The organism is Embleya sp. NPDC059213, from assembly GCF_042754445.1.
Lineage (GTDB): Bacteria > Actinomycetota > Actinomycetes > Streptomycetales > Streptomycetaceae > Embleya.
The window spans coordinates 14,264-36,165 of record NZ_JBHZAV010000096.1 but is presented as its reverse complement, the minus strand read 5'-3'; the positions used below and the strand labels follow the sequence as shown (position 1 = coordinate 36,165).

The window sequence follows — 21,902 nt, the reverse complement described above, 5'->3', positions numbered from 1 at the left end:
GTCTTTGTTTTGCGGCTCCGCCGCTCTGCGCGCTGCGCGCGTCGATCACCGGGGTGGGGCTGGGTCGGGGGCGCTGACGCGCCTGGGGGTGGGGCGGCGGGTGTGGGTGGTCTGTCGGGGGCGGGGGCTGCCCGGGGTGGGTGGGGCCGCTGGGGGGCGGGTCGGGGTGGGGTGGGTCAGTGGAACTCGTGGACGAGTTCTATCGGGCCGATGATGTGGCGGTTGAATTCGGGCAGGTCTTCGGCGGGGACCCAGAGTTCGAGGATGGTTCGGCCGCCGGCCTGGCGTACCGGGTAGCGGATCACGTACTCGGTTTCGATGTGGAAGCGGGTTACGTAGCCGGCGCCGGAGGCCGGTACGTTCCAGTCGCGGGCGATCTTGATCGCGTAGTCCTCGTTCAGCACCGGATAGAAGATCGGCTGGTCGGGCAGCCTGGGCGGCCACGCGGTCCAGCCGGACTCGCGCACCAGCTCCAATTCGGCCGGTCCGGTCGGCCGCCAGAGCGTCGTGGTGGGGATCGCGTTCATGGCCACATGGTGCGTCCGCGGGTGGTCCGGGTGAAAGCGGATTTCGCAGGTGGGGGCGGTCGCCCGGAGCCTTCCGGTGCCGCCGACGGAGTGACTTCCGCCTCGCTTCGGTCGGATCTGACGGACCGTCATGGAAGTTGCCGGCATCCGCTGCTAGTTTCCGCGGCATGGAACACCGCATAGACCCCGAATTGCTCGCGGTCCTCCCGTACCTGCCGACCGTGGACATTGCCGACCCGACGGCCTTCCGCGCGTCGCAGCAGGCCCGCACCCAGCCGGTGCAGCGCCCGGACGGCCTGCTGGTCGAGGACCGGATCGTGGCCGGGAACGTACCGGTGCGGATCTACCTGCCCAAGGACGCCGCCGCGACCGGGCCGGCCGGCGCGCTCGGGGTGCTGGTGTGGTTCCACGGCGGCGGCTTCGTGTTCGGCGACGTCGACAGCTCGGACGGCAGTTGCGTGGCCACCGCGCTGGAGGTCGGTTGCGTCGTGGTGAGTGTGGAGTATCGGCTCGCGCCCGAGCACCCGTTCCCGGCCGGTTTCGACGACGCGTGGGCCGCGCTGTGCTGGGTGGCCGAGCACGCGTCCTCGTTCGGCGCCGACCCGGCCCGGATCGCGGTGGGCGGGGTCAGCGCGGGTGGCGCCCTGGCGGCGGCGCTGGCGCTGCGGGCGCGGGACGAGGGCGGTCCGGCGCTGGTGTACCAGGTGCTCGACACGGCCGTGCTGGACGATCGCCTGGACACCCCGTCGATGCGCGAGTTCGAGACGGCGCCGCTGTGGGACCGGCACCAGGCGGCGCTGAGTTGGCAGTACTACCTGGCCGGCGCCGAGCCGACCGCGTACGCCGCGCCGGCCCGCGCCGAGGACCTGACGAACCTGCCTCCGGCGTACATCACCGCCAACGAGCTGGACCCGCTGCGCGACGAGGCCATCGAGTACGCGTGCCGGCTGATCTGCGCCGGTGTGCGCGTCGAACTCCACCATCGCCCGGGCACCTTCCACGGCTCCAACGCGATCCCGGCCGCCGACGTCTCGCGCCGCGCGACGGCCGACATCCGCCGAGCCCTGCGGGTGGCGTTCGAGGTCGCGTAGCGGGCGGGATCTAGGCTGGGGACGACGATGGTCGGGCTGCGGAAGGTGTTGTCGTGATCGTGGCGTTCTCGGTGTCCCCGCTCGGTGTCGGTGAAGACGTCGGGGAGGCGGTCGCGGAAGCCGTCCGGGTGGTGCGGGCCAGTGGGCTGCCGAACCGTACCGATGCCATGTTCACCTCGATCGAGGGCGAGTGGGACGAGGTGATGGCCGTGGTGAAGGCGGCCGTCGAGGCGGTCAAGGCGCGCTCGAACCGGGTCAGCCTGGTGCTCAAGGCGGACATCCGCGACGGGGTCGTGGACGGGCTGACCGCGAAGGTGGAGACGATCGAGCGGTATCTGGCGTAGCTCGCGCGGCGGCCTCGCCGCGCCGTCGTGGCCACGAGTCGGTGAACCGGGTTCGTGGCCACGATCGCGGTGTCGCGGTGTCGCGGTGCTTCGGTGCCGAGGCGCTTGGCTCCCTCGGCAGGGCGGATCAGGTCAGACGGCGAGCACGTTGGCGGCGCTCGGGCCCTTCTGGCCGTCCTGGATCTCGAATTCGACCGACTGGCCCTCGGCGAGCGTCTTGAAGCCATTGCTCTGGATCGCACTGAAGTGCACGAAGACGTCCTTGCTGCCGTCCTCCGGGCTGATGAAGCCGAATCCCTTGGCCTCGTTGAACCACTTCACGCTCCCCTTGATCCTGGCCATCTGGTCGCCTCTCCCGAACTCCGAAGTACCGCGTGGTTACGCGCTCATCGAGCCTGCCCAACGCGACGGGTACCGGAAACCAGGAACCCGATCGGCGGGGCTGTAACGAATCGTCGGCTCCACCTCATTGCTTGGGGTGACGTCGACGAACGGGGGCCAACGCATGCCCGGCGCGAGTGACGCGGAGTTCCAGGAGTTCGCCGCGACATACAGCCGCAGGCTGTTCCGTACCGCATGCCTGCTCACCTCGGGGGACTGGCACGCCGCCGAGGATCTCCTCCAGGAGACCCTCGGCAAGCTGTATCCGAGGTGGCGCAAGGTCAGCCGGATGGAGTGGCCGTTCGCATACGCGCACACCACCCTGGTCCGTATCTATATCGCCCAGCAGCGCCGCAAGAGCTCCACCGAGCGCACGACCGACTCCGTGCCCGAGCGGGCGCATCGCGCGAAGGGGGATCCCGAGCTGCGGCTCGCCCTCCTCGACGGTCTGGGCGCACTCGCGCCGCACGATCGGGCGGTGCTGGTCCTGCGCTATTGGGAGGACCGCTCGGTGGAGCAGACCGCCGAGATGTTGGACCTGTCCGAGGGCGCGGTGCGGGTGCGTTCGCACCGCGCGCTGGATCGCCTGCGCGGCCTGCTGGGCGACCAGTTGGCCGGGCTGGCCCTCGACCGGCCGTGAGGTCGGCGCGTTCGGGCACGGCATTTCCGTTGTTTTCATTCCACATCGTGCATCCTCATCGAGCTTCGCCGTATTTCGCGTGCTCGCTCTTATCGAAAGGACCGGTGATCGCATCGTGGCCGCTGACCGCCCTGGATCGGCCTCCCGGGACTCGGAACGGCAAGTCCCCTACCACGACCAAGAGTTCGAGCAGGCCCTGCCGGGAGCCCTGAGTGCCGTGGTCGACGGCTTCCCGGCGTACGACCCGGAGGTGATCGTCCGAGGTGTGGCGCGGGGGAGGCGACTGCGTCGGGGCCGGCGTATCCGGCTCGGCGCCGCCATGTGCGCGCTGACGGTCGCCGTGGTGGGGGGCGGGGTCGCCCTCGACCGGAGCCTGGAGGCGGACGGCTCGCCCGCGTCCCGCCGCACGGTGCCGGATGCCGAACTGCCCACGGGGTGGCCCGTGACGGGCAATCAGATGGTCTCCGTGCTCAAGAGTCTGGTGCCGGCGGCCGGGAAGGTGAGCGAGGTGTCCGGCGAGGGTTCGCAGGCCACCCCCAAGGATCCGCCGCTGATTGCCCGGGATCCGTTCGCGAAGCTGGTGTACTCCGACGCACGCGGAAAATCCGGCGTCGAGGTCAAGCTCTCCCGGCCGGCCCCGGGTACCGCAGACTCCCGGCTGACCGACTGCGGAGCGGTGGATGGTCGTCGACCCTATGACGAGTGCAAGACCACCGAGCGGGCGGACGGCTCCAAGCTGACCGTCACCAAGATCCATACCAACGCGTGGGGAGACGCTCGACAAAGGTTCTGGCGCGTCGTCCTGGACCGGCCGGACGGTGGCCGGATCGCGGTCGGCGCCCACAGCGGGGGAGTTCGTGACCAGCACATCGGGTCGGCCAACGGGGTGATCGGGGTGCACGAGGATCCGCGGTTGACGATAGCCGACCTCACCCGAATCGCCACGGACTCCCACTGGGACCGGGCCGTGACCGCGCTCCCCACCCCGGACAAGCGCATGCTCGCGGTCCTGGAGGATCTGCTGCCACCGGGCACGAACGTCATCTCGAAGGGGGAGCCGGAATACGGTGCGACGCTCGTGATCGGCGACGCGCGCGGGCGGTCGACGGTCACGGCGAGCATGGGCTACCCGAACACGCCGTTGGAGACCTGCGCCGGGCGGGCGGACTGCCGCACCGAGACTCTGCCCGACGGCACCACGACCCTCGCCGTCCGGCAGTCGGTGGGCAACGGTCCGCCGGAGTTCCTCGACTGGCGCGCGAGCGTGCGCTACCCGGACGGGCGCATGGTTTGGGTCAGCGCGGGGAACGGCGTCAGCCCCGGCCTCGTCCTGAACCAAGACCCGGACTCCGAGGGAGCCCTGTTCGAGTACACCGGAGGGAAGCCCGAGCCGTCCCGGAGCGAACCGGCGCTGACCCTCGACCAACTTCGCACGATGGCCGCGGACCCGCGCTGGCGGCAGTAGGCATGGTGGTTCCCGGGGTTTGCTGACGTCCGCGCACGTCCGCGCAGGTTCTCCTGCGTCCTCTCACATCCTCTTATGTCCTCTTACGTCCTCGGTGGTTCTTCCGAACCGCGGAGGACGTAAGAGGCATGTCTGCGTTCGGGCGCCCGGCGACAACCACCCGAGGAAGCGACGACGGTGCAGACGACGAACCCTCGGCCTTCGGGCGTCGAACCGCCCGCTCGGCGGGTTTACCGATGTGCGTGAATTCCGCTGTACGGGGCGGCGATCCGAGGATTCGGCCGAATGTCGAGCTCAGCCCGTGGATGCGGTTTTCCGTTGTGCGGACGAGGCGCTCCTCTAGGACCCACTAGGCCGGCCGCCTCGCGGCGGCGGCCGGCCCTGGGTGGGGGCGCTTGGCCACGCAGTGTCACTCGTGAGGGTGATTGACGGCGGGCATCGTCGCACTGTGTGCTGTTCCTTGCCCGAAACGTAACTCGGCCCCCGCAGGTGCTACCAACACCGAGACGAGGGCCTGACCACAGAACGAGAAAGAGCTCGCCGTGGCTGAATCACAGGGTAGCGATACCCCCACTCCTGTCCAGGACCCCGTCGTCGCCGTGTTGGCCCGATACGGCTCCCTTTCCGGACGTGCGTTGGAAGCGGCCCTCCGCTACCACGTCCTGCCCGAGGGCACCCCGCTGACCGTCGACACCATCCGCGAACTCATCAACGTGGGCGCGCACGTCGCCCGCCGCGTGCTTGGGGAACTCACCGAAGCCGGCATCGTGGTGGCCAAGCGCTTACGGGACTCGACGACCGGGCGGCTGCTCGGTCGTTTCACCGAATGGGCCGGGCCGCGCGCGGCCGGTGACGGGCGGACCCCCGCGTCCGCTGCCGCGTCCGTCGAGGATCCCGCCGTGCGTGCCCTGGCGCTGCTGCGCTCGCTTGCCGACGTGGACGAGCGACTGGCCTTCAAGGAGCGGGAGTTGCGTACCCTCGTGCCCTTCCTGCTGGCCCGGCTCGCCGATGGCGACACCGAGGCCGAGGTCTTCCGCGAACTCACCGAGGACCTGCCACCGCCGGGGCGGAGGATCAAGCCCGGCCTGCTGCACTACCGCCTCACCAAGGCCCCGAAACTCCCCGTGATCCCGGCCCAGTCGCGCCGCCCGCGCCTGGTGGAATGCTCCGACTGCGGCCGTCCCGGCCCCGACCTCGTCCCCGGCGCCCGGTGCCGAAGCTGCCGCACCGGCATCGAGTCCCCACCCCTCGACGCCATCGCCCGAGCCAGACGTCTCGAACAACTCGCCGACCTGCCCCTGTAGGCGCCTTCGGGCCCGCCCGGGTCCGGGGCCGTTCGGGGGAATCGGGGTTGTTCCGAGTATTCTGGATGGGTAGCGTCCAGCATATGCAGATGAGCGAAGGCGTGGAGTGGGCGCTGCACAGTTGCCTCAACCTGGCATGGGCCGAATCGGGCACCGCCGTCACGGCCACCAAACTGGCCGCGTTCTACGGCCTGCCCGCCGCGTACCTGAACAAGCAGCTCCAGGCGCTCGCCCGCGCCGGCATCGTCACCTCGACCTCCGGCCCACGCGGCGGCTTCCGGCTCGCCCGCGCCCTCAAGGACATCACCCTGATGGATGTGGTCGTCGCGATCGAGGGCCCCGACCCGGCCTTCCGCTGCCAACAGATCCTGCACAACGGCCCCGACGCCGACCCCACGGCCGACTACCGCACCTCGTGCGCCGTCGCCCAGGCCATGTCCCGAGCCGACCTCGCCTGGCGCCGGGAACTGGCCGGCCAAACCCTCGCCGACCTCAGGGCCACCGTCGAATCCCGCTCTCCCGATACGCCGGAACTCACCCGCACCCGCCTCGCCAAGACCTGACCCGACCTCCGCCGGGCACGAGCGCGGTCCGCGCTCCCGGAGCAGCGGCCGCACGAACATCGGCGAGTTCTCACCGACCCGACCGGACACCCCTTGTGCCTGGGCGAAGCCCGGGCCGCCCGCCGTTCCCGTGCGCGTTCTACCGGACGCCGGAAGAGCCGTCGGGTCCGCCGGCCCGGCCGGGCGGGCGGACCGAGCCGCCGTCGGAGGCGTCCGCGTCGCGGCGGTCGGTGAGTTCTCGAACGACGGTGAGGAAGTTGTCCCGGGCCCGCGTGGCCCGAGCCCGGTCCCAGACCGCGCCGATCCGCCAGGACACCGCGTCGGATCCGCGAGCGCGCCCACCGTCGCACTCGATCGGCGTCACCCGGACCGTGGCCGCCGCGATGTCGGCGGCGCCCGCCGGTACCAGCGCCGCGCCCACCCCCGCCGCCACCAGAGCCAGCACCGTCTGGAGGTCGGACGCCTCCTGGACCAACTCGGGCCGCGCGTCGAACTCGCCCTCGAACAGCTCTATCTGCCGCACCAACCCCGGCCCCTTGGCCCGCGTCAGCCGCACCACCGGCCGCCCGCGCAACCACGCGGCGACCCCGACCGCATCCGTCGGCGGCGGCTCCTGGTCCCCGGGCGAGGCCACCGCCAGGGTGTCGGTCAGGACCACCAGCCGCGCCAGGTCGTCCGGCGCCGGCAGCCGTACGAACCCCACATCGAGGTCGCCGGCCCGTACCCCCTCGATCTGCGCGGCGGACGACATGTCCTCCAGCGTGATCCCGACGCCCGGGAAGCGCCGCCGAAAGGCCGCCACGGCCTGCGGGGCCAGATCGATACCGGACAGCCCGAACCCGACCGCCAGACTGCCCGCCTCCCCACGCTTGAACTGTGCGGCCCGCCGGGTCAACAGATCGATGCGGCGGACCAGTTCACGTGCCTCGGGCAACAGCGCCAGGCCCAGTCGGGTCGGCTCCGCCCCCTGCCGCCCTCGGACGAACAACGCGCCGCCGACCTCGGCCTCCAGCGCCTGGATCTGCTTGGTCAACGCGGGCTGGCTGACCGACAACCGTCCTGCGGCGACCCCGAACCCACCACAGTCCGCCACCGCCACCAGCGCCCGCAACAAACGCACGTCCATGGCGCGAGCCTAGGCCGCGATCCATTCCACCGGGTTATCGAAACGGCCCAAACATTCATTGGACGGCGAGCGGTGCCGGCCGCTGTGATGAGAACGGCCCGGCCGGGAGTCGGTCCGGCCCGCCCGCGTTCGCCGGCATCGAACCACCTCGGGCCGGACCGAACCGGCCGCGTCGGACCCATCCGCGTAAGACCCATCCGCGTCACCACGAACGGGAGCCGCCATGGATCAGTTGCTGCGTTGCGCCGCCGTACAGTTCGAGCCTCGCCCGGACGACAAGGCGCACAACCTCGCCCGCGTCGAACACTTCGTCCGCGCCGCAGCCGCCGACGGGGTCCGGCTGGTCGTACTGCCCGAGATGTGTCTGCTGGGCTACTGGCACCTACGCCGACACACCCCCGAACGTCTGCGCGAACTCGCCGAACCGCTCTCCGGCCCGTCCGTTGAGCATGTGCGCCGGCTCGCCATGGAGCTGGGCATCGCCGCCGGCCTCGGCTTCCTCGAAATCGACCCGGCCGAGGGCCGCCTCTACAACTCGTACGCCGTTTGCCTCCCGGACGGCCGAGTGCACTGTCACCGCAAGCTGCACGCCTTCGAACACGAGGCCATCTCCAGCGGCGACCGCTACACCGTCTTCGACACCCCGTGGGGCGCCCGCGTCGGCATCCTCATCTGCTGGGACAACAATCTGGTGGAGAACGTCCGCGCCACCGCCCTGCTCGGCGCCTCGATCCTGGTGGCCCCGCACCAGACCGGCGGCACCGCCTCACGCAGCCCACACGCCATGCGTCCGATCCCGATGGCCCTGTGGGAGGGCCGCCACCGCGACCCCGCCGCCATCGAAGCGGCCTTCCGCGGCGAAAGCGGCCGAGCCTGGCTGATGCGCTGGCTCCCGGCCCGGGCCCACGACAACGGCCTGGCGTTGATCTTCAGCAACGGCGTGGGCCGGGACGACGACGAGGTCCGTACCGGCAACGCGATGATCCTCGACCCCTACGGGCGCATCCTCACCGAGACCTCCGCCGCCGCGGACGCCATGGTCAGCGCCGACATCGACCTGTCCCTGATCCCGATGTCCACCGGACGCCGCTGGCTCAAGGGCCGCCGGCCCGCCCTCTACGACATCCTCACCCGGCACTTCGGCGACGAACGCGACGCCAGGGCGGCCCGCTTCTCCGCCGACCCGCCGACCCTGGACCCCGGTGGCAGCGGTCCCGGGGCGGCGTAGGGAGGCGGGCCGGGTCCCGGCTCAGCGACCGGTCGACACCACCAACTTGCCCACGGCACGGCCCATTTCCATATCCGTGTGGGCCTGACGAATCTCGTCCAGCCGATACACGTGCGTCGGCCCCAACGAAATCCGTCCCGCGGCGATCTCGTCGAGGTAGCGCTGCAACACCTCGCCCGGCAGGTCACCACTGTCGCCCCCGTAGGCGGTCAGCCGAACGCCCTTCGGCAGATACCCGATCGGGTAGAAGTCGTGTACGAGCCACTGATTGGACAACATGCCGGTGAAGCACACCGTGCCGTGCACCCGAGTGGCGGCCAGCGTGTCCGGCAGCGTCGGCGTCCCGACCAACTCCAGTGCGGCATCGACCCCATCGGGATACAGCGCCCGAACCGCCCCGGCGATGCTCCCGTCGTCGACCAGCACGTGGTCGACCCCCTGAGCCTTCAGCACGTCCACATTCGCGGCCTTGCGAGTGGTCGCCAACACGGTCGCCCCGAGCCCCTTGGCCAACGCCGCCGCCGCCAACCCGACCGACGAGGTCCCCCCGCGAACCAGCAGGGTCTGCCCGGCGGCCAGATCCAACCCGGTGGTCAACGACCCATGGGCGGTCTGCAACGTCTCCGGCACCGCCCCGACCACGTCCCAGGCCAACTCCGACGAAAACGCGATGACCTGCTCGACCGGCACCAACGTGTACTCCGCGTACCCACCGTCGTAGGTACGCCCCATGTCCCCCATCATCGTCACCACTTGCCGCCCGACCGCCGGAGCACGCCCCACATCGGCCGGATCGACCGCATCCACCACCCCGACGGCCTCGATCCCCGGCACCCGCGGAAACGTGACCCCCTCGGCCAGCCCGAGCCGCGTATGCAACTCCGACCGATTGAGCCCGAACGCCTTCACCGCAACCCGAACCCACCCCGGCCGCACCTCGGGAACCGCCAGCTCCCGCACCGCCAGGTTCTCCACCGGCCCGGGCCCGCTCAACACCACAGCCCGCATCGTCCCGCCCACCGAACCCTCCAACCGATCACCCGGCCCGCCGATACCGGAACACTATGAGCGGTCGCCGCCTCCCGGTCCTTCACCGACCCGCCGCGCTCACGACGTCGCCCGGAAGCGGGCCACGGGCCAGGACGCCTCCGCCCCATCGCGAATCACCTCCCCGATCGTGGGCACGCCGGTGAAACCGCGCACCGTCTCGGGATTCGGTTCCCCCCGGGCACATTCGGCTCTCGCCGACCCTGGTGCGCGGGCCGCGTGAGGTGAAGGCCGGCCAGGGGGCGGGGCGCGGGTGTCCCGGGTCGGCGGGCGGCCGGGGCGACCGATCCAACGCCCGCCGGTCGACCGTTCCGACGCTTGCTCACCGCATGCGCAACGAAAGGTTGCGTCAGTGGGATGCGCGGGTTACGTTGGAAGTGCAACCGATGGTTGCGTCAAGGCGTTCAGGAGGATCACATGGAGATGGAGTACGGAAGCATCGAGCGGGAGCTCCACATCGATGCCGCCCCCGACGTGGTCTACGAGGTGATCAGCTCACCCGAACACCTGCGCGAGTGGTGGCCCGACGACGCCGACCTCGTCCCGGTCCCGGGTGCCACCGGCGCGATCACCTTCGGCGACCCGACGTCGCCCGACGCGACGATCGTGCCGCTCACCGTGCTGGAGGCCGACCCGCCCCGCCGGTTCGTGTTCCGCTGGGTCTACGACGAGAGCCCGGCCACCGAGACGAACTCGCTCCTGGTGACCTTCGACCTCGTACCGTCCGGCGACGGCACGCTGCTGCGCTTCCGGGAGACCGGCTTCCGCGAGCGCGGGTGGGAGGCCGCCGTACTGGAGGAGGCGTACCACGAGCACGTCCACGGCTGGGACCTCTTCCTCCCGCGCCTGGTCACGTACGCCGCCAAGCTGGGGGCGCGGCCGTGAACACCACGATCGACGACGACCTGTGGTCCGCGGTCGGCGACCCGACCCGCCGACGCATGCTCGACCTGCTCCTCGCCCACGGCGGCGGTACGGCCACCACGCTCAGCGAGCGCCTCCCCGTCACCCGGCAGGCGGTCGCCAAGCACCTCGGCGTCCTGGACCGCGTCGGCCTGGTACACGCGACCCCGGCCGGCCGTGAGCGCCGCTACAACGTCGACGAGGCCCAACTCGCCCGCGCGGTGGCCCAGTTGTCCGCCGTCGGTGCCACCTGGGACGCCCGCCTGCAACGCATCAAGCAGATCGCCGAACGCATCCAAAAGGCCAAGCGCAACTGACCACACCCGCCCCCGGCACACCGGAACACCGAACCAGGACGCGATCACCCATGACAACCCGATCAGCAAGCACCCCCGAAACCACCGCCCCAACCACCGCGCCAACCACCGCGCCAACCACCGCACCGGACACGGCGCCCCTCGCCGGCGGCTACTCGACCTCCTACACGGTCGACCGGTCACCAGCCGAGGTCTTCGCCGCCATCCTCGACGTCCGCGCCTGGTGGACCGGGCAGATCGAGGGCCCAACCGACACCCAGGACGCCGAGTTCAGCTACCGCCACCCCCCGCAGCACTACAGCCGCCAGCGCGTGGTCGAACTCGACCCGAACCGCCGCGTCGTCTGGCGGGTCACCGACAGCGCCCTGTCCTTCGTCCCGGAGCCGGACGAGTGGACCGGCACCGAAATCGTGTTCGACATCGCCCCCACGCCCACCGGCACGGAGCTGCGCTTCACCCACGTCGGCCTGCTCCCGGACGTCGAGTGCTTCGGCGCCTGCTCCACCGCCTGGCTCCACTACATCAACGGCAGCCTCCGCAGCCTGATCACCACCGGAGCCGCCCTCCCCGAGCCCTGGTAACCATCGCCCGACCCCACCCACCAAAAAAGGAACCGAAATGCCCACCATGCCCGCCGGAAGCATCCTCCTCGGCAGCACCCGAGCCAACGAACTACGCGCCTGGTACCTCAAGGTCCTCGCCCCCGACCACACCGGCGACGGCCCCATCCCACTCGGCAACCTGCTACTCGTCATCGACCAACGAGACGACGTAAGCCCCACCAACCCCGAACCGGGCCGCGCGATCCTCAACTTCCACGTAGACGACTTCCCCCCATACGAGGCCCAACTCAACGCCGCCGGCGTGTCCTGGATCGCAGAACCCACCACCCGCCCCGCCGGCCGATTCGCCACCTTCCAAGACCCCGACGGCAACTACCTCCAACTGATCCAATTCACCAACCCCCCGCACTGACCCCCACCCCTCCCACACCAACAACAACCAAAGACGCGCCCCCACACCCCACCAGCCCACAAGCCGCACCAACCCCGGAAACGACAAAGGCCCAGGTCACGGATCATGTCCGTGACCTGGGCCTTGGCTTCACGAGCGGGCGACGAGAACCAAACCAGCGTTCCAAGCCGGGGAAGCGCCGTTCCAGCCGGGCCCTCGAACACCCCCGGCCGAGACCAAGCCCTCGCCGACGCCACCGCGAAGCGGGGAGAAGCCCCAGAATCCGGCACACGAGCCGCAGCAAGCCCGGGAACAACGAAGGCCCAAGTCTCGGATCATGTTCGTGACCTGGGCCTTTGTGCAACGAGCGCGCGACGAGATGTCCTGGCACACATCTGGCACGGCAGCCCTCCAAGCTGAAGCGCGGATCCCTGCTTTACGACGAGACGAGGCCGATGTACTCCTCTCCCTCGCGGTTGCCAATGACGACCGCAAATTCGTGGCCTGCGCTGCACACGAGGTCGATGCGCTGCACAGTCACCCAGCGACACCCGAAGGCGGACAAAATTGTCCGGTATCATGAGTGGTGTGTTCGCGATCGAGATGGAGCCCGAGGTGCGGGCATGGCTTGAAGGGCTGCCCGCAGCCCAGCGGGGCACGGTTAAGCGCTTTGTCGAACGGCTGGCCAACGAGGGCGAACGTATGGGTATGCCCCGGTCCAAGCCGCTCGGTCAAGGGCTGTTCGAGCTGCGGTTCGATTTGGCGAACCGGGCGGTGCGGATCACCTACTGGATCCGCACCGACGCGACCGCGGTGCTCTTGACGGTGTTCCGCAAGCAGAGGATGAACGAGCACCTGCATGTCGAGCGTGCCCGACAGGTGATGAAGACATGCCAGAACGACCACTCCGGTGCGCCGGTCGCGATCATCTTCGCCGGGGAGCCGCTGGAACTGGGCGCCCGGTGACGAACGGCTGGTGGCAAACCGGGAAGACCGACGGCGACGGACGAGATGACTGACGGAGGCAGGACGATGAATGCGCGTGAGGCAATGCGTCGCAGGGCCGCGAAGGCGGCTGCCGAGCCCGTCCCTGAGACATCCCACGCGGATGCGATGACCACGGGCGAGGTCGAGGAGTTCGACCAGGCGTATGCGGAGGCCGCGCTCGGTGACGCGATGGCCCAAGCCGTTTACAACCGCCGCATTGCACTCGGCTGGACGAAGGCGGAACTCGCCCGCCGCGCGGGGATGAACGAGCGGGTCATCCGCCGCCTTGAGGACGGCGGCCGACCGGTGACCACACCGACATTGCTCCGCCTGGGACGCGCCTTGGGAGGGCACTTCACAGTCGCATTGCTCACTGACAACCCGGTGGTGACCTTTAAGCTGGCTGCCCGCCGGGCAACCCGTTCGACGACTCGGTCGGCTTGTCGCGTCCCCGCGACTTCAACGACGCGCGGAGGCCAATCCCTGCTTACCGGGCTCCCCCACAAGCCTCGCAGCGCCACCACTGCCGGAAACACGGTGCATCGGATAAGGGTAGATATGTAACGGGTACCGGACGTTGCCTCGAAGGCGGCAGTTGCGCTGCCAAGCCGTTCCCGACGTCATCGCGGAGCGGCTCAAAAAGCTCCAGGGCCGACATCGACGCGCATCCACCACGGACCCCACACGCGAGGCGTAGCGAGCTGGGAACGACGAAGGCCCAGGCTGCGGATCATGTCCGTAACCTGGGCCTCAGCCTCACGAGCGGGCGACGAGAATCGAACTCGCGTTCTAAGCTTGGGAAGCGCCGTTCCAACCGGACCCTCGAACGCACCCTGCCCAGCCCCGCCCCTGCGGTGCCACGACGAGCGCAACAGCCCGTCAGTGTCCGCCAATGACTGCGAGACCCCGCCCCTTCTGGCACGAAAGATCGTGTTCGGTGCAAGGTGAGTACCCATCCAGCGCGACCCGCGTGCGGGTCGTCGTTGGCGGCCATCCTCGCGTGGTTCCGACCTTCACGAACCAGCTACCCCCTTCCGCGTGCGCGCGCAGTATAAGTCGTAGATGTCAATGGCGTCCTTGAGTTCGCATCCCTGCACCCGGCAAATCACAGCGATCGTCAGGACGGCACCCCAACCTTGGTCGTCCAAGAACCGCCGAAACGCATCGTGATCGTGGATCGACTCCCAGACAGGCTGCGCCTGACTGATCGCCTGAGTCAGACGCTCATCCGACCGTCGCGCCTGCTCCACAGCTGTGGGATCCATGCGTCAAACCCTCACAGGCCAATTCGCGGCGGTCCACACGTTTTCGGCTTCGCTTCGGAAACGGCTCCGGAGCGGGTGTGAGCGAATTCCTGAAATCGGCCTCTGACCAGCACGTGAACCGCTTCAGGGCCCACCCAATTCCAAGATCATTACACGCATGCTGCACAACCAGTCGGCTGCCCCCAAAACCCGACCCACGCACCCGGTCCCCGGCATGCCGGGGACCGGGTGGCATGCCGTGGTTTATGCGCGCGGGTCACGCAACCCGACCAACGACCCGGGTGTTCGGCAACCGCGGCCTGGTCTTGGTCGCCAACGATTGACGGGGGCCTACGCCACGAGCGCGCCCCGGTCACGGCCGAAGGTCGTGTGCCGTCCCCAGACGGCTCGCAGCGCAGCTGCGAACCCCTCTGCTTGCACCCAATTTTCGCGGTGGGGCTGTGTCTTTGCCGTTGTCAGTGCATCGTACTAGCGTTCGAATATGGGTGTGGTGGGCATGCTTGACAGCCGCAGCGGACTAGGCTCCGTGGTGGTTGAAGGGGGTGTGCCTATGGTGGCGGCGGACGACGATGATGGCAGCGCGGAGCCTCGCGCTGATGGGGCTGGGATGAAGATCAACCCACGGGTCCACACGATGCTCATGGAGCAGTTGCAACGTGGGTACATCCAGAGTGTTGCCGCAACGGCTGGATGCACCGTTGAAACAGTGGGAACGGACGCGTTTGGCATGGACGCGTTCCTCATACGCCCGCCACAGCGCGCCCCCGACGAGGAGGTCATGTTTCTGGCTCAATTCAAGTGCACCTCGCAATTTGTTCCTGATCCGACCAAAGAAAGCTTTGGTTACCAGTTCACGAAACGCGCATATTTCGACAAGCTTGTCACTAGGCGGCGCGACCTCAAATCGATTCTGATCGTCATGACTGTCCCGAAGGATCAATCTCAATGGACTGAGGCTAGTCACGAAGGTCTGTTGACGCGAAGAACAAATTATTGGGTACATCTAGAGGGTCTTGTTGTTGATCCACAGATTCAACGCCCGACGGTAAGAATTCCAACTGCTAATGTTTTTGATTCCGAATCTTTGATCAAGCTTATGGACAGGGTCGATAGGGGTGAATCACTCAATGGCTGACCAGTCCCGCGGCGTCACCGCTGCAAAGGTTGATCCCTCAAGACTTATGGCTCTTCTCGAAGATATTGGATGGCACCTTGCCGGATCCAGGCGCGGTATCTACAAGCGTTACGTCCCCCCAAGTGACAGGCCGCATGGTTGGGGCTCTTCAAGTTTGCTGATTCCGCTCGATGAAACTGCACCAGAATACATCGAGATCATGACTGCCGCTTTGGCGCAGCTCTCTCTGGATAGAGATGTATGGCAGCGATCAATTTATCCAAGACTGGCAGTGGAGGCATCAGATGAGTTTCGCTTTCGGAGAGAGTCTGCCGCACCTAGTGGGCTGATCGACTGGCGCAGTGGTGAACGTCTAATTGAAGCTTCTCGACGTGCACTCGTTGCTGGAGCGAAATATTATCTGTCCCCTGATCGGCATTACGTCAATAAGCACGGAAGATTCGCTAGTAGGTATCTTGATAACGTTCTAATGGGTCAGACATCACCAGGTAGCTACATCGTTACTGCCTACGCACCCCCGCAAGTGTCTGTTCCCGTAGGGTCGCGCTCCGATGCAGGGCTCGGGTTCGAGGTCGATGCCACGACTATGCGAATGGTGAGTCGGGCGGTCATGGAAGCTGTGGAGGCGACAGCAGAAGCCGTGGACCATTATCGCACCAGTGGGACAATGTCTGGATTCGAATCCGGGGTAATTAAAGGTATCTCATATGAGATGACTAGCGCTCTGCTTGCAATTACGGCTATGTCTGATGGGGCTGATATTGCGGTAGAGTGGGATCCTGTTGTGCCATTTTCGGGATCGCCCTCGGTTGCTTACGAATTTCAAGGGTCAGATGCCGAAGTGCTGTCGCGCGCAGCGACTCAACTGGCGGATGATGACTCGTCGGAAAAGATCACGTTCATCGGACGCGTCCACCTTCTTGCAAAGAAGCAAGCAGGGGCGCCTGGTGTCTTTGGGCTGGAAGCCCTATCTAATCAGTCTCCGCACAAAGTGCGAGTCCGCTTGGAAGACGAAGACGATTATCATGAGGCTGTCCGGGCGCATGAAGAGGATCTAGCTTTGCAAGTAACCGGAACGCTTGAAAAAGAGGGGAATCTCAACTGGCTATACCACGCTGCCGTGGTGCAAACCTTTGGTCCGATCTCTGAGTTGAAAGCAAAGATTGCACGGAAACAAGAGGTCCGAGGGCAGATGGATCTTTTCGAAGAAGATCGATAGTCGTAACTAATACTATTCACTCGGCTTCGGTTGGATCATGCCACTGCGCATGTATGCAGGCTGGTCGATGAGTAGCGATGCAGTTGATCTACATTGCGCTGTTGGCGCCTGATAACTTAGTTGCTCAGCCCCGCCAAGTGAATGAGAACGCTCCTGGTCAACGGCTGACCGCCGAACTGGCGCCGTGGGCGCGTCGTGACCGGCGGCCACGCCGCACGCGCGGCGTGGCCACGGCGGCGCGCGGCGCGCGCCCTTGATCCAGTAGAGCCAAATTCGGCAGCGGTCGATTGGGTGGCGATGGCTGGTCGGCTTGGGGCCCGTTGCGGGTAGCTTCGCGGTATGGCGGATGGCGGGGTGTCTGGGGCCGGTGGGGCGTTCACTGCGGAGCATGCTCGGGAGGTGTTGGGCTCGGCGTGTGTTGTGGCCGGGCTGAGTGCCGAGGGGGCGTCTCTGCTGCGGCTTGGGGAGAACGCTGTTTTTCGGTTGGGCGATCCGGTTGTGGTGCGGGTGGCGCGGTCGGCGGACCGGGTTGATGAGCATGAGCGGACCGTGGCTGCTGCTCGGTGGCTTGCCGAGGTGGGGTTCCCGGCGGTGCGCGTTACGTCGCGGATTCGGCAACCGCTCGTGGTCGATGGGCGGGTGGTGACCTTCTGGGAGCTTGTGGCCGAGGAGGAGCGTTTCGCTGGCGTGGTTGCGTTGGCCGAGGTGCTGCGGCGGTTGCATTGGCTGGAGGAACCGGCGTCGTTGGGGCTGCCGTATCTGGAGCCGTTGGCGGCGACCTGGGGGCGGATCGAGGCCGCGGTGGGGTTGGGCGATGACGACCGTGGGTTTCTTCGGCAGCGGGCCGAAGAACTGCGGAAGCGGTACGACGCTCTGGAGTTCGTGCTTCCGTTCGGGCTGGTGCACGGGGACGCGAACGTCGGGAACGCGCTCGTTGACGAGGCCGGGCGGGCTGTCCTCATCGACTTGGACGGGTTCGCGCTCGGGCCGCGTGAGTGGGACCTGGTGCTGACCGCGATGTACTACGAGCGGTACGGGTGGCACTCCCGGACGGAGTACGAAGCGTTCGTGAACGCCTACGGGTTCGACGTCATGAACTGGTACGGCTACCCGGTCCTGGCGGACATGCGGGAGCTGATGATGACCACGTGGCTGACGCAGAACATGGCCGGTGACGCCGAGGTCTCGGCGGAGGTCGAGCGGCGGATTTCGGACCTGCGGTCCGGTGGGGACCGGCACGGCTGGAAGCCGTTCTGAGGGTGGGTCAGCCTGCGGCTTGCTGCCACAGGCGGTAGCTGGCGGCCTCTTCCAGGAATTCGGCAACTGCGGTTGAGTCGCTGCGGGAGTCAACCTTCTTGCGGAATGCGGCCAGGTAGGAGACACAACGGGCGGACTTGAGTTGGCGGCCGATCGCTAGGGCGTCCAACGCCGTTCGGCACGCGCGTTCGAGTTCGCCGGCCGCCAAGTGGCCTTCGGCCAGAACCACCGTTGCGAAGAAGTCGCTGCGGATGTAGCGGCCGTCGGTGCCGCCGAGACACAGTTCCGCGTACGTGGTGGCCTGTTGGGCCTGGCGCATGTCGCGGAAGCAGTGGCCGAGTTCGGCGGACAGCTCCGCCTGGTCGAAGTAGCCGATCCACTCCGGGTCTTCGCCGGGATTGTTGCGCTCGAAGATCGTGGTGGCTCGGGTCAGGGCGGCGTTGCAGGCTGCGTGGTCACCGAGGCGGGAGAGGGCTCGGGCCTCCATCGCGAGGAACTGCGCGGTCAGCGTCGGGGTCGCGTGCCCCGTGGTGCCGAGCTGAGCGGCGCGAGCAAGGTTGGCGGCTTCGGTGAAGCGGCCGAGGTAGGTGGCCTGATGGCTCATCGCGGACAGGATGCTTCCGGCGAGGCGGCGATCCTCGGCGGTCTGGGCCAGGCGTAGGGCCTGGATGAAGTAGCGCTGGGCCAAGCCGTGGTGGCCGCTGTCGTAGCTCATCCATGCTGCGAGGAGGGTGGCTTCGGCGACGGTGGCGAACAGGGCTCGGCCCACGCGCTCCGCGCTGCGGGCGGTCAGTAATTCGGCAACGTCGCCGTCCAGGTACTGGATCAAGGCCCGGCGGCCGTGTCCGCCTCCGAAGCGGTTGTCCAGGTCGGCGTACACGTCGACGGTCGCGCGGACGGTTTCGACGTCGCACGCGCCTACTTGCGTGCGTGTTCGGGAATTCGGCAACTGCTCTTGCCCGGCGGAGACCAGCCACGCAAGCGGTGCCGCATTCCAGGCAGCCGGGTTGGGGGACAGCGCCTGCACGTCGCTACCAGGCGCGAGATCGGCGCGCCACAACGTCGCGAGGGACTCGATTCCGCCGGTGGGGGTGGTGGGGTAGGCCGTTCCGGGAGTCTCCTGCGCGGCCGGGACATCGGCCAACCCGAGACGGTGGGCCGGTTCGCCGTAGACCTTCACCAGTAACTCGACATAGTCGGTCGGGTGCGTCTGCCCGTTCTCCCACCGGGCAATGCTCCGCAATAGCGATGTGTCGGTCGGCAGGGAGCGCCCCTCCTGCGCGGCGGCCTGGCGGAGGGCGTAGACGAGACGTGGCTTCTTCCAGCCGAGGCGATTACGAGCCGCGCGCAGAAGATCGGCTCGGTACGGCGTGGTGGTCGACACCACGAATCGCCTCCCCTGAAGCGGAGCCAGATTCAGCCATCATGCTCGCGCACACGAAGCGTCGTCAAAGAGTCGCAGTGAGTTGATCTTGCTTGGCGTGCGCTGAGGTGACAGGGCGTGTCACCCCTTGTCATCCCTTGCCGTCTGCCTCGGACCGGTGCCGCCAGCGCACCTTGGTGGTGCCCGGTCGGAGCGACCGGCGGGCTTCGGGAGATGAACATGACGCTTCGTCAGGTGAGTGAATCCGCCGGCGCTTGGCTGCTCACAGCCATGGGCAACTCGGACGGGACCGAACACCCTCGGGGGCCTCGTTTGTGGGCGACCGGCCACGTCTTCGACGCGGTCGTCGTGGCGGATCGGTTGGGGATCGAAGCTGTTGACTGGTATCGGCGGCTCGGCTCCCAGGCTCCGCCGTCGGCCATCGACCACCGGGCACGGAAGGTTGCATTCCTCATCGCCCCGGTCGGAGAGCCCTTCTTTGCGGGCGCGTTGACGGTCCTGCGTGGGGATATGCAGTACCGGTACCTCTCGACCGGCGGATATCTCCTCGTCCCGGGACCGGGCGTCGAAACCGGCGATCGCTACCAGTGGCTCAGCAAGCCCACCGAGGAATCCACTCTCGACCGGGACGCGGTCGCGCTTCTCGCCGGTCATCTCTTGATCGCCTCGCGCAACCTGTCTGCCGCAGCCGAGGGAACGGACGATGAGTGAACCGGACGCGGCCTCCTGGTCGCCCATCGACACCACGGCCTGGTACGAAGCGCGGTCCGCCGTCGTCGCCCTGCGGGACGTCCTGATCGCCGTCGGCCTCGCCGAGCACTTCCCCTACCTCCGGGCCGACGTCAACGCCTTCGGCCACGGGTTCGTCGAACTCGGCCGCACCACACCGGAAGCCGCCACCCGGCTCGCCGAACTCCTCGCCACAGCAGAGAAGAACCCCGCCTGACAGGAGGTATCGCCATGCGCCCCGCAGCCGACAACGCTCGAACCTGCGCACCACCTGCCGAGGTCCTGGACGCCAACATCCCCTATGTCCGTGGCTGGCGCACGGCGAACAACGCTACGAGCGAACTCGCCAAACGCCTCACAACAGCCGGCCTGAACGACGGTTTCGGAGCGCTCAAGGCGGAAGTGAACGTCCACGGTGACGGCTTGGTCAACCTCGGCCCCGTCCCCGCCGACGCAGTCCACCGCCTGGCCACGCTCCTCGCCAACGGCCTCTGTGCAGAGCTGGATCACATCGCCGCGCACGACGAAGCGGCCTGACCCCACACATCCCGGTCGGGTACGCAGAGCGCTCCCGCGCACCCGGCCGGACCAACGCACCACCGGACCAATATTCGGCAACGGCCGCCACAGGCCGGCTCGCACCGACCAAACGCCCAACGGTGTCGAGACAACACAGCCGAGGTCCCCTCACATACGGGCCCCAACAGGAATCGACCTGACGTCCTGACCTGCGAGGGGACTTGATCCCGTGATCAACAAGACCGGACGGCTCCTGACCGTCCCCCAGACCGCCGACCGGCTCAACGTTGGCGAGCGCTTTGTTCGTCGCCTTATCGCAGAGCGACGCATCACTTTCGTTCGGATCGGCCGCCACGTCCGCATACCGACGGACGCAGTCGAAGCCTTCATCTCAGCCGGACGCGTCGAATCCGGCACGACTCACAGAAGGGCCGCTTGATGCCCAATAACAAAGGAAGGCGTCGTCGCTTCGGCGCGGTCCGGCAACTGCCGTCGAAGAAGTGGCAGGCGCGGTACCCAGACCCGACCGGCAAGTTGATCAACGCCGACCGGACCTTCGTCACCAAGACGGCTGCCGAAGAGTGGCTTACCGACACCGAATCGGAGATGCGGCGCGGCGACTGGATCGATCCACGTGGCGACATGGTCTTCGGCACTTTCGCCACAGCCTGGATCAAGGAGCGGCCAAACCTCCGGCCTCGTACGCGTGAGCTGTACAGCATCCTGCTCCGAATCCACCTGAAGCCCACGTTCGGCGACGCAGCTATTCCGGCGATCAAGGAGGCTGACGTGCGTCGCTGGCGCGCCACTCGCCTGGAAGGCGGCCTTGGCCTGTCGACCACCGCCAAGTCGTACCGGCTCATGCGCGCGATCATGAACACCGCCGTGGACGACGGCCTGATCCGCCGCAACCCGTGCCGCATCAAGGGCGGCGGTGACGAGAAGGCTCCCGAACGCCCGATCCTCACCCTCGAACAGGTCTTCACCCTCGCGGACGGCGTCGGCCCTCGCTACCGGGCCCTCGTCCTCCTCGCCGCCTTCGGCTCCCTGCGCTGGGGCGAACTCGCCGCGCTCCGACGCGACCATGTAGACCTCGACGCCGGCACCATCCGCATCGACGTGTCCGCCATCGAGATGAGCAACGGCCAACGCGTGACCGGCCCGCCCAAGTCGGCCGCGGGCAAGCGCACCGTGACCATCCCCGCGCCGATCCTGCTCGACCTGCGCCGCCACGTGGAGTGGTTCGCCGAGAAGGAGCCGGACGGCCTGCTCTTCGTCGGCCCGAAGGGCGCCGCTCTCCGCCGCTGCAACTTCGCCCGGGTCTGGCGCCGCGGCACCCGTCACCTCGGCGTGAGCGACCTGCACTTTCACGACCTGCGCCACACCGGCAACGTCCTGGCCGCCGAGACCGGCGCCACCCTCCGAGAGCTCATGGATCGCATGGGCCAGTCCACGTCCCGCGCGGCCCTGATCTACCAGCACGCTCGCGCTGGCCGGGACCAAGCCATCGCCGACGC

General features: G+C 67.8%; 25 protein-coding genes and 1 pseudogene. 21 read left to right on the top strand and 5 right to left on the bottom strand.

Annotated elements, in window-relative coordinates:
* Nucleotides 1-176 precede the first annotated feature (176 nt).
* Nucleotides 177-527 carry a hypothetical protein gene (locus ACFXMF_RS29695; RefSeq protein WP_360323883.1) on the bottom strand — a complete coding sequence of 117 codons (351 nt, stop codon included), beginning with the start codon at nt 525-527 and terminating at the stop codon, nt 177-179.
* A 167-nt stretch (nt 528-694) separates the two neighbouring features.
* Between ACFXMF_RS29695 and ACFXMF_RS29690 the strand changes: the two genes are divergently transcribed.
* Together ACFXMF_RS29690 and ACFXMF_RS29685 are read left to right on the top strand one after the other, a co-directional pair.
* Nucleotides 695-1,618 carry an alpha/beta hydrolase gene (locus ACFXMF_RS29690; protein ID WP_379989698.1) on the top strand — a complete coding sequence of 308 codons (924 nt, stop codon included), beginning with the start codon at nt 695-697 and terminating at the stop codon, nt 1,616-1,618.
* 53 nt (nt 1,619-1,671) lie between these two features.
* Nucleotides 1,672-1,962 carry an MTH1187 family thiamine-binding protein gene (locus ACFXMF_RS29685; protein ID WP_360323879.1) on the top strand — a complete coding sequence of 97 codons (291 nt, stop codon included), beginning with the start codon at nt 1,672-1,674 and terminating at the stop codon, nt 1,960-1,962.
* Nucleotides 1,963-2,094: 132 nt separating this feature from the next.
* Here ACFXMF_RS29685 and cspE read toward each other — a convergent pair whose 3' ends face one another.
* On the bottom strand, nt 2,095-2,304 hold the full coding sequence (gene cspE / locus ACFXMF_RS29680) for a transcription antiterminator/RNA stability regulator CspE (RefSeq protein ID WP_360323877.1): 210 nt from the start codon (nt 2,302-2,304) through the stop codon (nt 2,095-2,097).
* Between the two features lie 163 nt (nt 2,305-2,467).
* On the opposite strand from cspE, the gene ACFXMF_RS29675 reads away from it, so the two are divergent.
* From ACFXMF_RS29675 to ACFXMF_RS29660, 4 genes are all read left to right on the top strand, one after another.
* On the top strand, nt 2,468-2,983 hold the full coding sequence (locus ACFXMF_RS29675) for a SigE family RNA polymerase sigma factor (RefSeq protein ID WP_379989699.1): 516 nt from the start codon (nt 2,468-2,470) through the stop codon (nt 2,981-2,983).
* Nucleotides 2,984-3,098: 115 nt separating this feature from the next.
* Nucleotides 3,099-4,448 (top strand): hypothetical protein, encoded by a 1,350-nt coding sequence (locus ACFXMF_RS29670; protein WP_379989700.1) that lies wholly within the window; start codon nt 3,099-3,101, stop codon nt 4,446-4,448.
* 542 nt (nt 4,449-4,990) lie between these two features.
* Nucleotides 4,991-5,752 (top strand): hypothetical protein, encoded by a 762-nt coding sequence (locus tag ACFXMF_RS29665; protein ID WP_379989701.1) that lies wholly within the window; start codon nt 4,991-4,993, stop codon nt 5,750-5,752.
* A gap of 83 nt (nt 5,753-5,835) precedes the next feature.
* Nucleotides 5,836-6,315: an Rrf2 family transcriptional regulator gene (locus tag ACFXMF_RS29660; RefSeq protein WP_360323869.1), complete on the top strand. Its 480-nt coding sequence runs from the start codon at nt 5,836-5,838 to the stop codon at nt 6,313-6,315.
* Between the two features lie 139 nt (nt 6,316-6,454).
* Here ACFXMF_RS29660 and ACFXMF_RS29655 read toward each other — a convergent pair whose 3' ends face one another.
* A complete protein-coding gene (locus tag ACFXMF_RS29655; RefSeq protein WP_379989702.1) occupies nt 6,455-7,441 on the bottom strand; it encodes a LysR family transcriptional regulator in 987 nt (328 codons plus the stop codon).
* A gap of 223 nt (nt 7,442-7,664) precedes the next feature.
* Between ACFXMF_RS29655 and ACFXMF_RS29650 the strand changes: the two genes are divergently transcribed.
* On the top strand, nt 7,665-8,669 hold the full coding sequence (locus tag ACFXMF_RS29650; protein WP_379989703.1) for a nitrilase family protein: 1,005 nt from the start codon (nt 7,665-7,667) through the stop codon (nt 8,667-8,669).
* 21 nt (nt 8,670-8,690) lie between these two features.
* Here the strand turns inward: ACFXMF_RS29650 and ACFXMF_RS29645 are convergent, their stop codons facing one another.
* Complete coding sequence (locus ACFXMF_RS29645) at nt 8,691-9,677, bottom strand: zinc-binding dehydrogenase (protein ID WP_379989717.1); 987 nt, start codon at nt 9,675-9,677, stop codon at nt 8,691-8,693.
* A 462-nt stretch (nt 9,678-10,139) separates the two neighbouring features.
* Between ACFXMF_RS29645 and ACFXMF_RS29640 the strand changes: the two genes are divergently transcribed.
* The 9 genes from ACFXMF_RS29640 to ACFXMF_RS29600 all read left to right on the top strand — a co-directional run bounded on the left by ACFXMF_RS29640 (nt 10,140) and on the right by ACFXMF_RS29600 (nt 17,753).
* A complete protein-coding gene (locus tag ACFXMF_RS29640; protein WP_379989704.1) occupies nt 10,140-10,601 on the top strand; it encodes an SRPBCC domain-containing protein in 462 nt (153 codons plus the stop codon).
* Nucleotides 10,598-10,936, top strand: a complete 339-nt coding sequence (locus tag ACFXMF_RS29635; RefSeq protein WP_360323861.1) for a metalloregulator ArsR/SmtB family transcription factor — start codon at nt 10,598-10,600, stop codon at nt 10,934-10,936. Before ACFXMF_RS29640 ends, ACFXMF_RS29635 begins: the two co-directional genes overlap by 4 nt.
* Before the next feature lie 50 nt (nt 10,937-10,986).
* Nucleotides 10,987-11,517 carry an SRPBCC domain-containing protein gene (locus tag ACFXMF_RS29630; protein ID WP_379989705.1) on the top strand — a complete coding sequence of 177 codons (531 nt, stop codon included), beginning with the start codon at nt 10,987-10,989 and terminating at the stop codon, nt 11,515-11,517.
* Nucleotides 11,518-11,554: 37 nt separating this feature from the next.
* On the top strand, nt 11,555-11,911 hold the full coding sequence (locus tag ACFXMF_RS29625) for a VOC family protein (protein ID WP_360323857.1): 357 nt from the start codon (nt 11,555-11,557) through the stop codon (nt 11,909-11,911).
* Between the two features lie 558 nt (nt 11,912-12,469).
* Entirely contained in the window at nt 12,470-12,856 is a 387-nt protein-coding gene (locus ACFXMF_RS29620) for a type II toxin-antitoxin system RelE/ParE family toxin (protein WP_379989706.1), read from the top strand.
* 66 nt (nt 12,857-12,922) lie between these two features.
* Nucleotides 12,923-13,441: a helix-turn-helix domain-containing protein gene (locus ACFXMF_RS29615; RefSeq protein ID WP_379989707.1), complete on the top strand. Its 519-nt coding sequence runs from the start codon at nt 12,923-12,925 to the stop codon at nt 13,439-13,441.
* Nucleotides 13,442-14,623: 1,182 nt separating this feature from the next.
* A complete protein-coding gene (locus ACFXMF_RS29610) occupies nt 14,624-15,277 on the top strand; it encodes a DUF4365 domain-containing protein (RefSeq protein ID WP_379989708.1) in 654 nt (217 codons plus the stop codon).
* Nucleotides 15,270-16,496 carry a hypothetical protein gene (locus tag ACFXMF_RS29605; RefSeq protein ID WP_379989709.1) on the top strand — a complete coding sequence of 409 codons (1,227 nt, stop codon included), beginning with the start codon at nt 15,270-15,272 and terminating at the stop codon, nt 16,494-16,496. Before ACFXMF_RS29610 ends, ACFXMF_RS29605 begins: the two co-directional genes overlap by 8 nt.
* 399 nt (nt 16,497-16,895) lie before the next feature.
* Nucleotides 16,896-17,753: a phosphotransferase gene (locus tag ACFXMF_RS29600; protein WP_379989710.1), complete on the top strand. Its 858-nt coding sequence runs from the start codon at nt 16,896-16,898 to the stop codon at nt 17,751-17,753.
* A gap of 7 nt (nt 17,754-17,760) precedes the next feature.
* Here the strand turns inward: ACFXMF_RS29600 and ACFXMF_RS29595 are convergent, their stop codons facing one another.
* Complete coding sequence (locus ACFXMF_RS29595; RefSeq protein ID WP_379989711.1) at nt 17,761-19,140, bottom strand: hypothetical protein; 1,380 nt, start codon at nt 19,138-19,140, stop codon at nt 17,761-17,763.
* A gap of 216 nt (nt 19,141-19,356) precedes the next feature.
* Here ACFXMF_RS29595 and ACFXMF_RS29590 point away from each other — a divergent pair, with 216 nt between their 5' ends.
* The 5 genes and pseudogenes from ACFXMF_RS29590 to xerC all read left to right on the top strand — a co-directional run.
* Entirely contained in the window at nt 19,357-19,848 is a 492-nt protein-coding gene (locus ACFXMF_RS29590; RefSeq protein ID WP_379989712.1) for a hypothetical protein, read from the top strand.
* The gene (locus ACFXMF_RS29585) at nt 19,841-20,083 is read left to right on the top strand and encodes a hypothetical protein (RefSeq protein WP_379989713.1); all 243 of its coding nucleotides are present in this window, start codon (nt 19,841-19,843) and stop codon (nt 20,081-20,083) included. Before ACFXMF_RS29590 ends, ACFXMF_RS29585 begins: the two co-directional genes overlap by 8 nt.
* Nucleotides 20,084-20,097: 14 nt before the next feature.
* Nucleotides 20,098-20,403 carry a hypothetical protein gene (locus tag ACFXMF_RS29580; protein ID WP_379989714.1) on the top strand — a complete coding sequence of 102 codons (306 nt, stop codon included), beginning with the start codon at nt 20,098-20,100 and terminating at the stop codon, nt 20,401-20,403.
* A 214-nt stretch (nt 20,404-20,617) separates the two neighbouring features.
* Nucleotides 20,618-20,824 carry an excisionase family DNA-binding protein gene (locus tag ACFXMF_RS29575; RefSeq protein WP_360323887.1) on the top strand — a complete coding sequence of 69 codons (207 nt, stop codon included), beginning with the start codon at nt 20,618-20,620 and terminating at the stop codon, nt 20,822-20,824.
* Nucleotides 20,824-21,813: pseudogene (gene xerC, locus ACFXMF_RS29570) on the top strand (tyrosine recombinase XerC); the annotation flags it as partial. The gene ACFXMF_RS29575 and the pseudogene xerC, both read left to right, overlap by 1 nt.
* Nucleotides 21,814-21,902 lie beyond the last annotated feature (89 nt).

Excerpts from the sequence above, each read along its gene's own strand:
- ACFXMF_RS29605 (WP_379989709.1), top strand. The coding sequence starts at position 15,270 with ATGGCTGACCAGTCCCGCGGCGTCACCGCTGCAAAGGTTGATCCCTCA.
- ACFXMF_RS29620 (WP_379989706.1), top strand. The coding sequence starts at position 12,470 with ATGAGTGGTGTGTTCGCGATCGAGATGGAGCCCGAGGTGCGGGCATGG.
- ACFXMF_RS29640 (WP_379989704.1), top strand. The coding sequence starts at position 10,140 with ATGGAGTACGGAAGCATCGAGCGGGAGCTCCACATCGATGCCGCCCCC.
- ACFXMF_RS29695 (WP_360323883.1), bottom strand. The coding sequence starts at position 527 with ATGAACGCGATCCCCACCACGACGCTCTGGCGGCCGACCGGACCGGCC.
- ACFXMF_RS29625 (WP_360323857.1), top strand. The coding sequence starts at position 11,555 with ATGCCCACCATGCCCGCCGGAAGCATCCTCCTCGGCAGCACCCGAGCC.
- ACFXMF_RS29580 (WP_379989714.1), top strand. The coding sequence starts at position 20,098 with ATGCGCCCCGCAGCCGACAACGCTCGAACCTGCGCACCACCTGCCGAG.
- ACFXMF_RS29675 (WP_379989699.1), top strand. The coding sequence starts at position 2,468 with ATGCCCGGCGCGAGTGACGCGGAGTTCCAGGAGTTCGCCGCGACATAC.
- cspE (WP_360323877.1), bottom strand. The coding sequence starts at position 2,304 with ATGGCCAGGATCAAGGGGAGCGTGAAGTGGTTCAACGAGGCCAAGGGA.
- ACFXMF_RS29655 (WP_379989702.1), bottom strand. The coding sequence starts at position 7,441 with ATGGACGTGCGTTTGTTGCGGGCGCTGGTGGCGGTGGCGGACTGTGGT.
- ACFXMF_RS29690 (WP_379989698.1), top strand. The coding sequence starts at position 695 with ATGGAACACCGCATAGACCCCGAATTGCTCGCGGTCCTCCCGTACCTG.
- ACFXMF_RS29585 (WP_379989713.1), top strand. The coding sequence starts at position 19,841 with ATGAGTGAACCGGACGCGGCCTCCTGGTCGCCCATCGACACCACGGCC.
- ACFXMF_RS29650 (WP_379989703.1), top strand. The coding sequence starts at position 7,665 with ATGGATCAGTTGCTGCGTTGCGCCGCCGTACAGTTCGAGCCTCGCCCG.
- ACFXMF_RS29645 (WP_379989717.1), bottom strand. The coding sequence starts at position 9,677 with ATGCGGGCTGTGGTGTTGAGCGGGCCCGGGCCGGTGGAGAACCTGGCG.
- ACFXMF_RS29660 (WP_360323869.1), top strand. The coding sequence starts at position 5,836 with ATGCAGATGAGCGAAGGCGTGGAGTGGGCGCTGCACAGTTGCCTCAAC.
- ACFXMF_RS29610 (WP_379989708.1), top strand. The coding sequence starts at position 14,624 with ATGGGTGTGGTGGGCATGCTTGACAGCCGCAGCGGACTAGGCTCCGTG.
- ACFXMF_RS29590 (WP_379989712.1), top strand. The coding sequence starts at position 19,357 with ATGACGCTTCGTCAGGTGAGTGAATCCGCCGGCGCTTGGCTGCTCACA.
- ACFXMF_RS29615 (WP_379989707.1), top strand. The coding sequence starts at position 12,923 with ATGAATGCGCGTGAGGCAATGCGTCGCAGGGCCGCGAAGGCGGCTGCC.
- ACFXMF_RS29630 (WP_379989705.1), top strand. The coding sequence starts at position 10,987 with ATGACAACCCGATCAGCAAGCACCCCCGAAACCACCGCCCCAACCACC.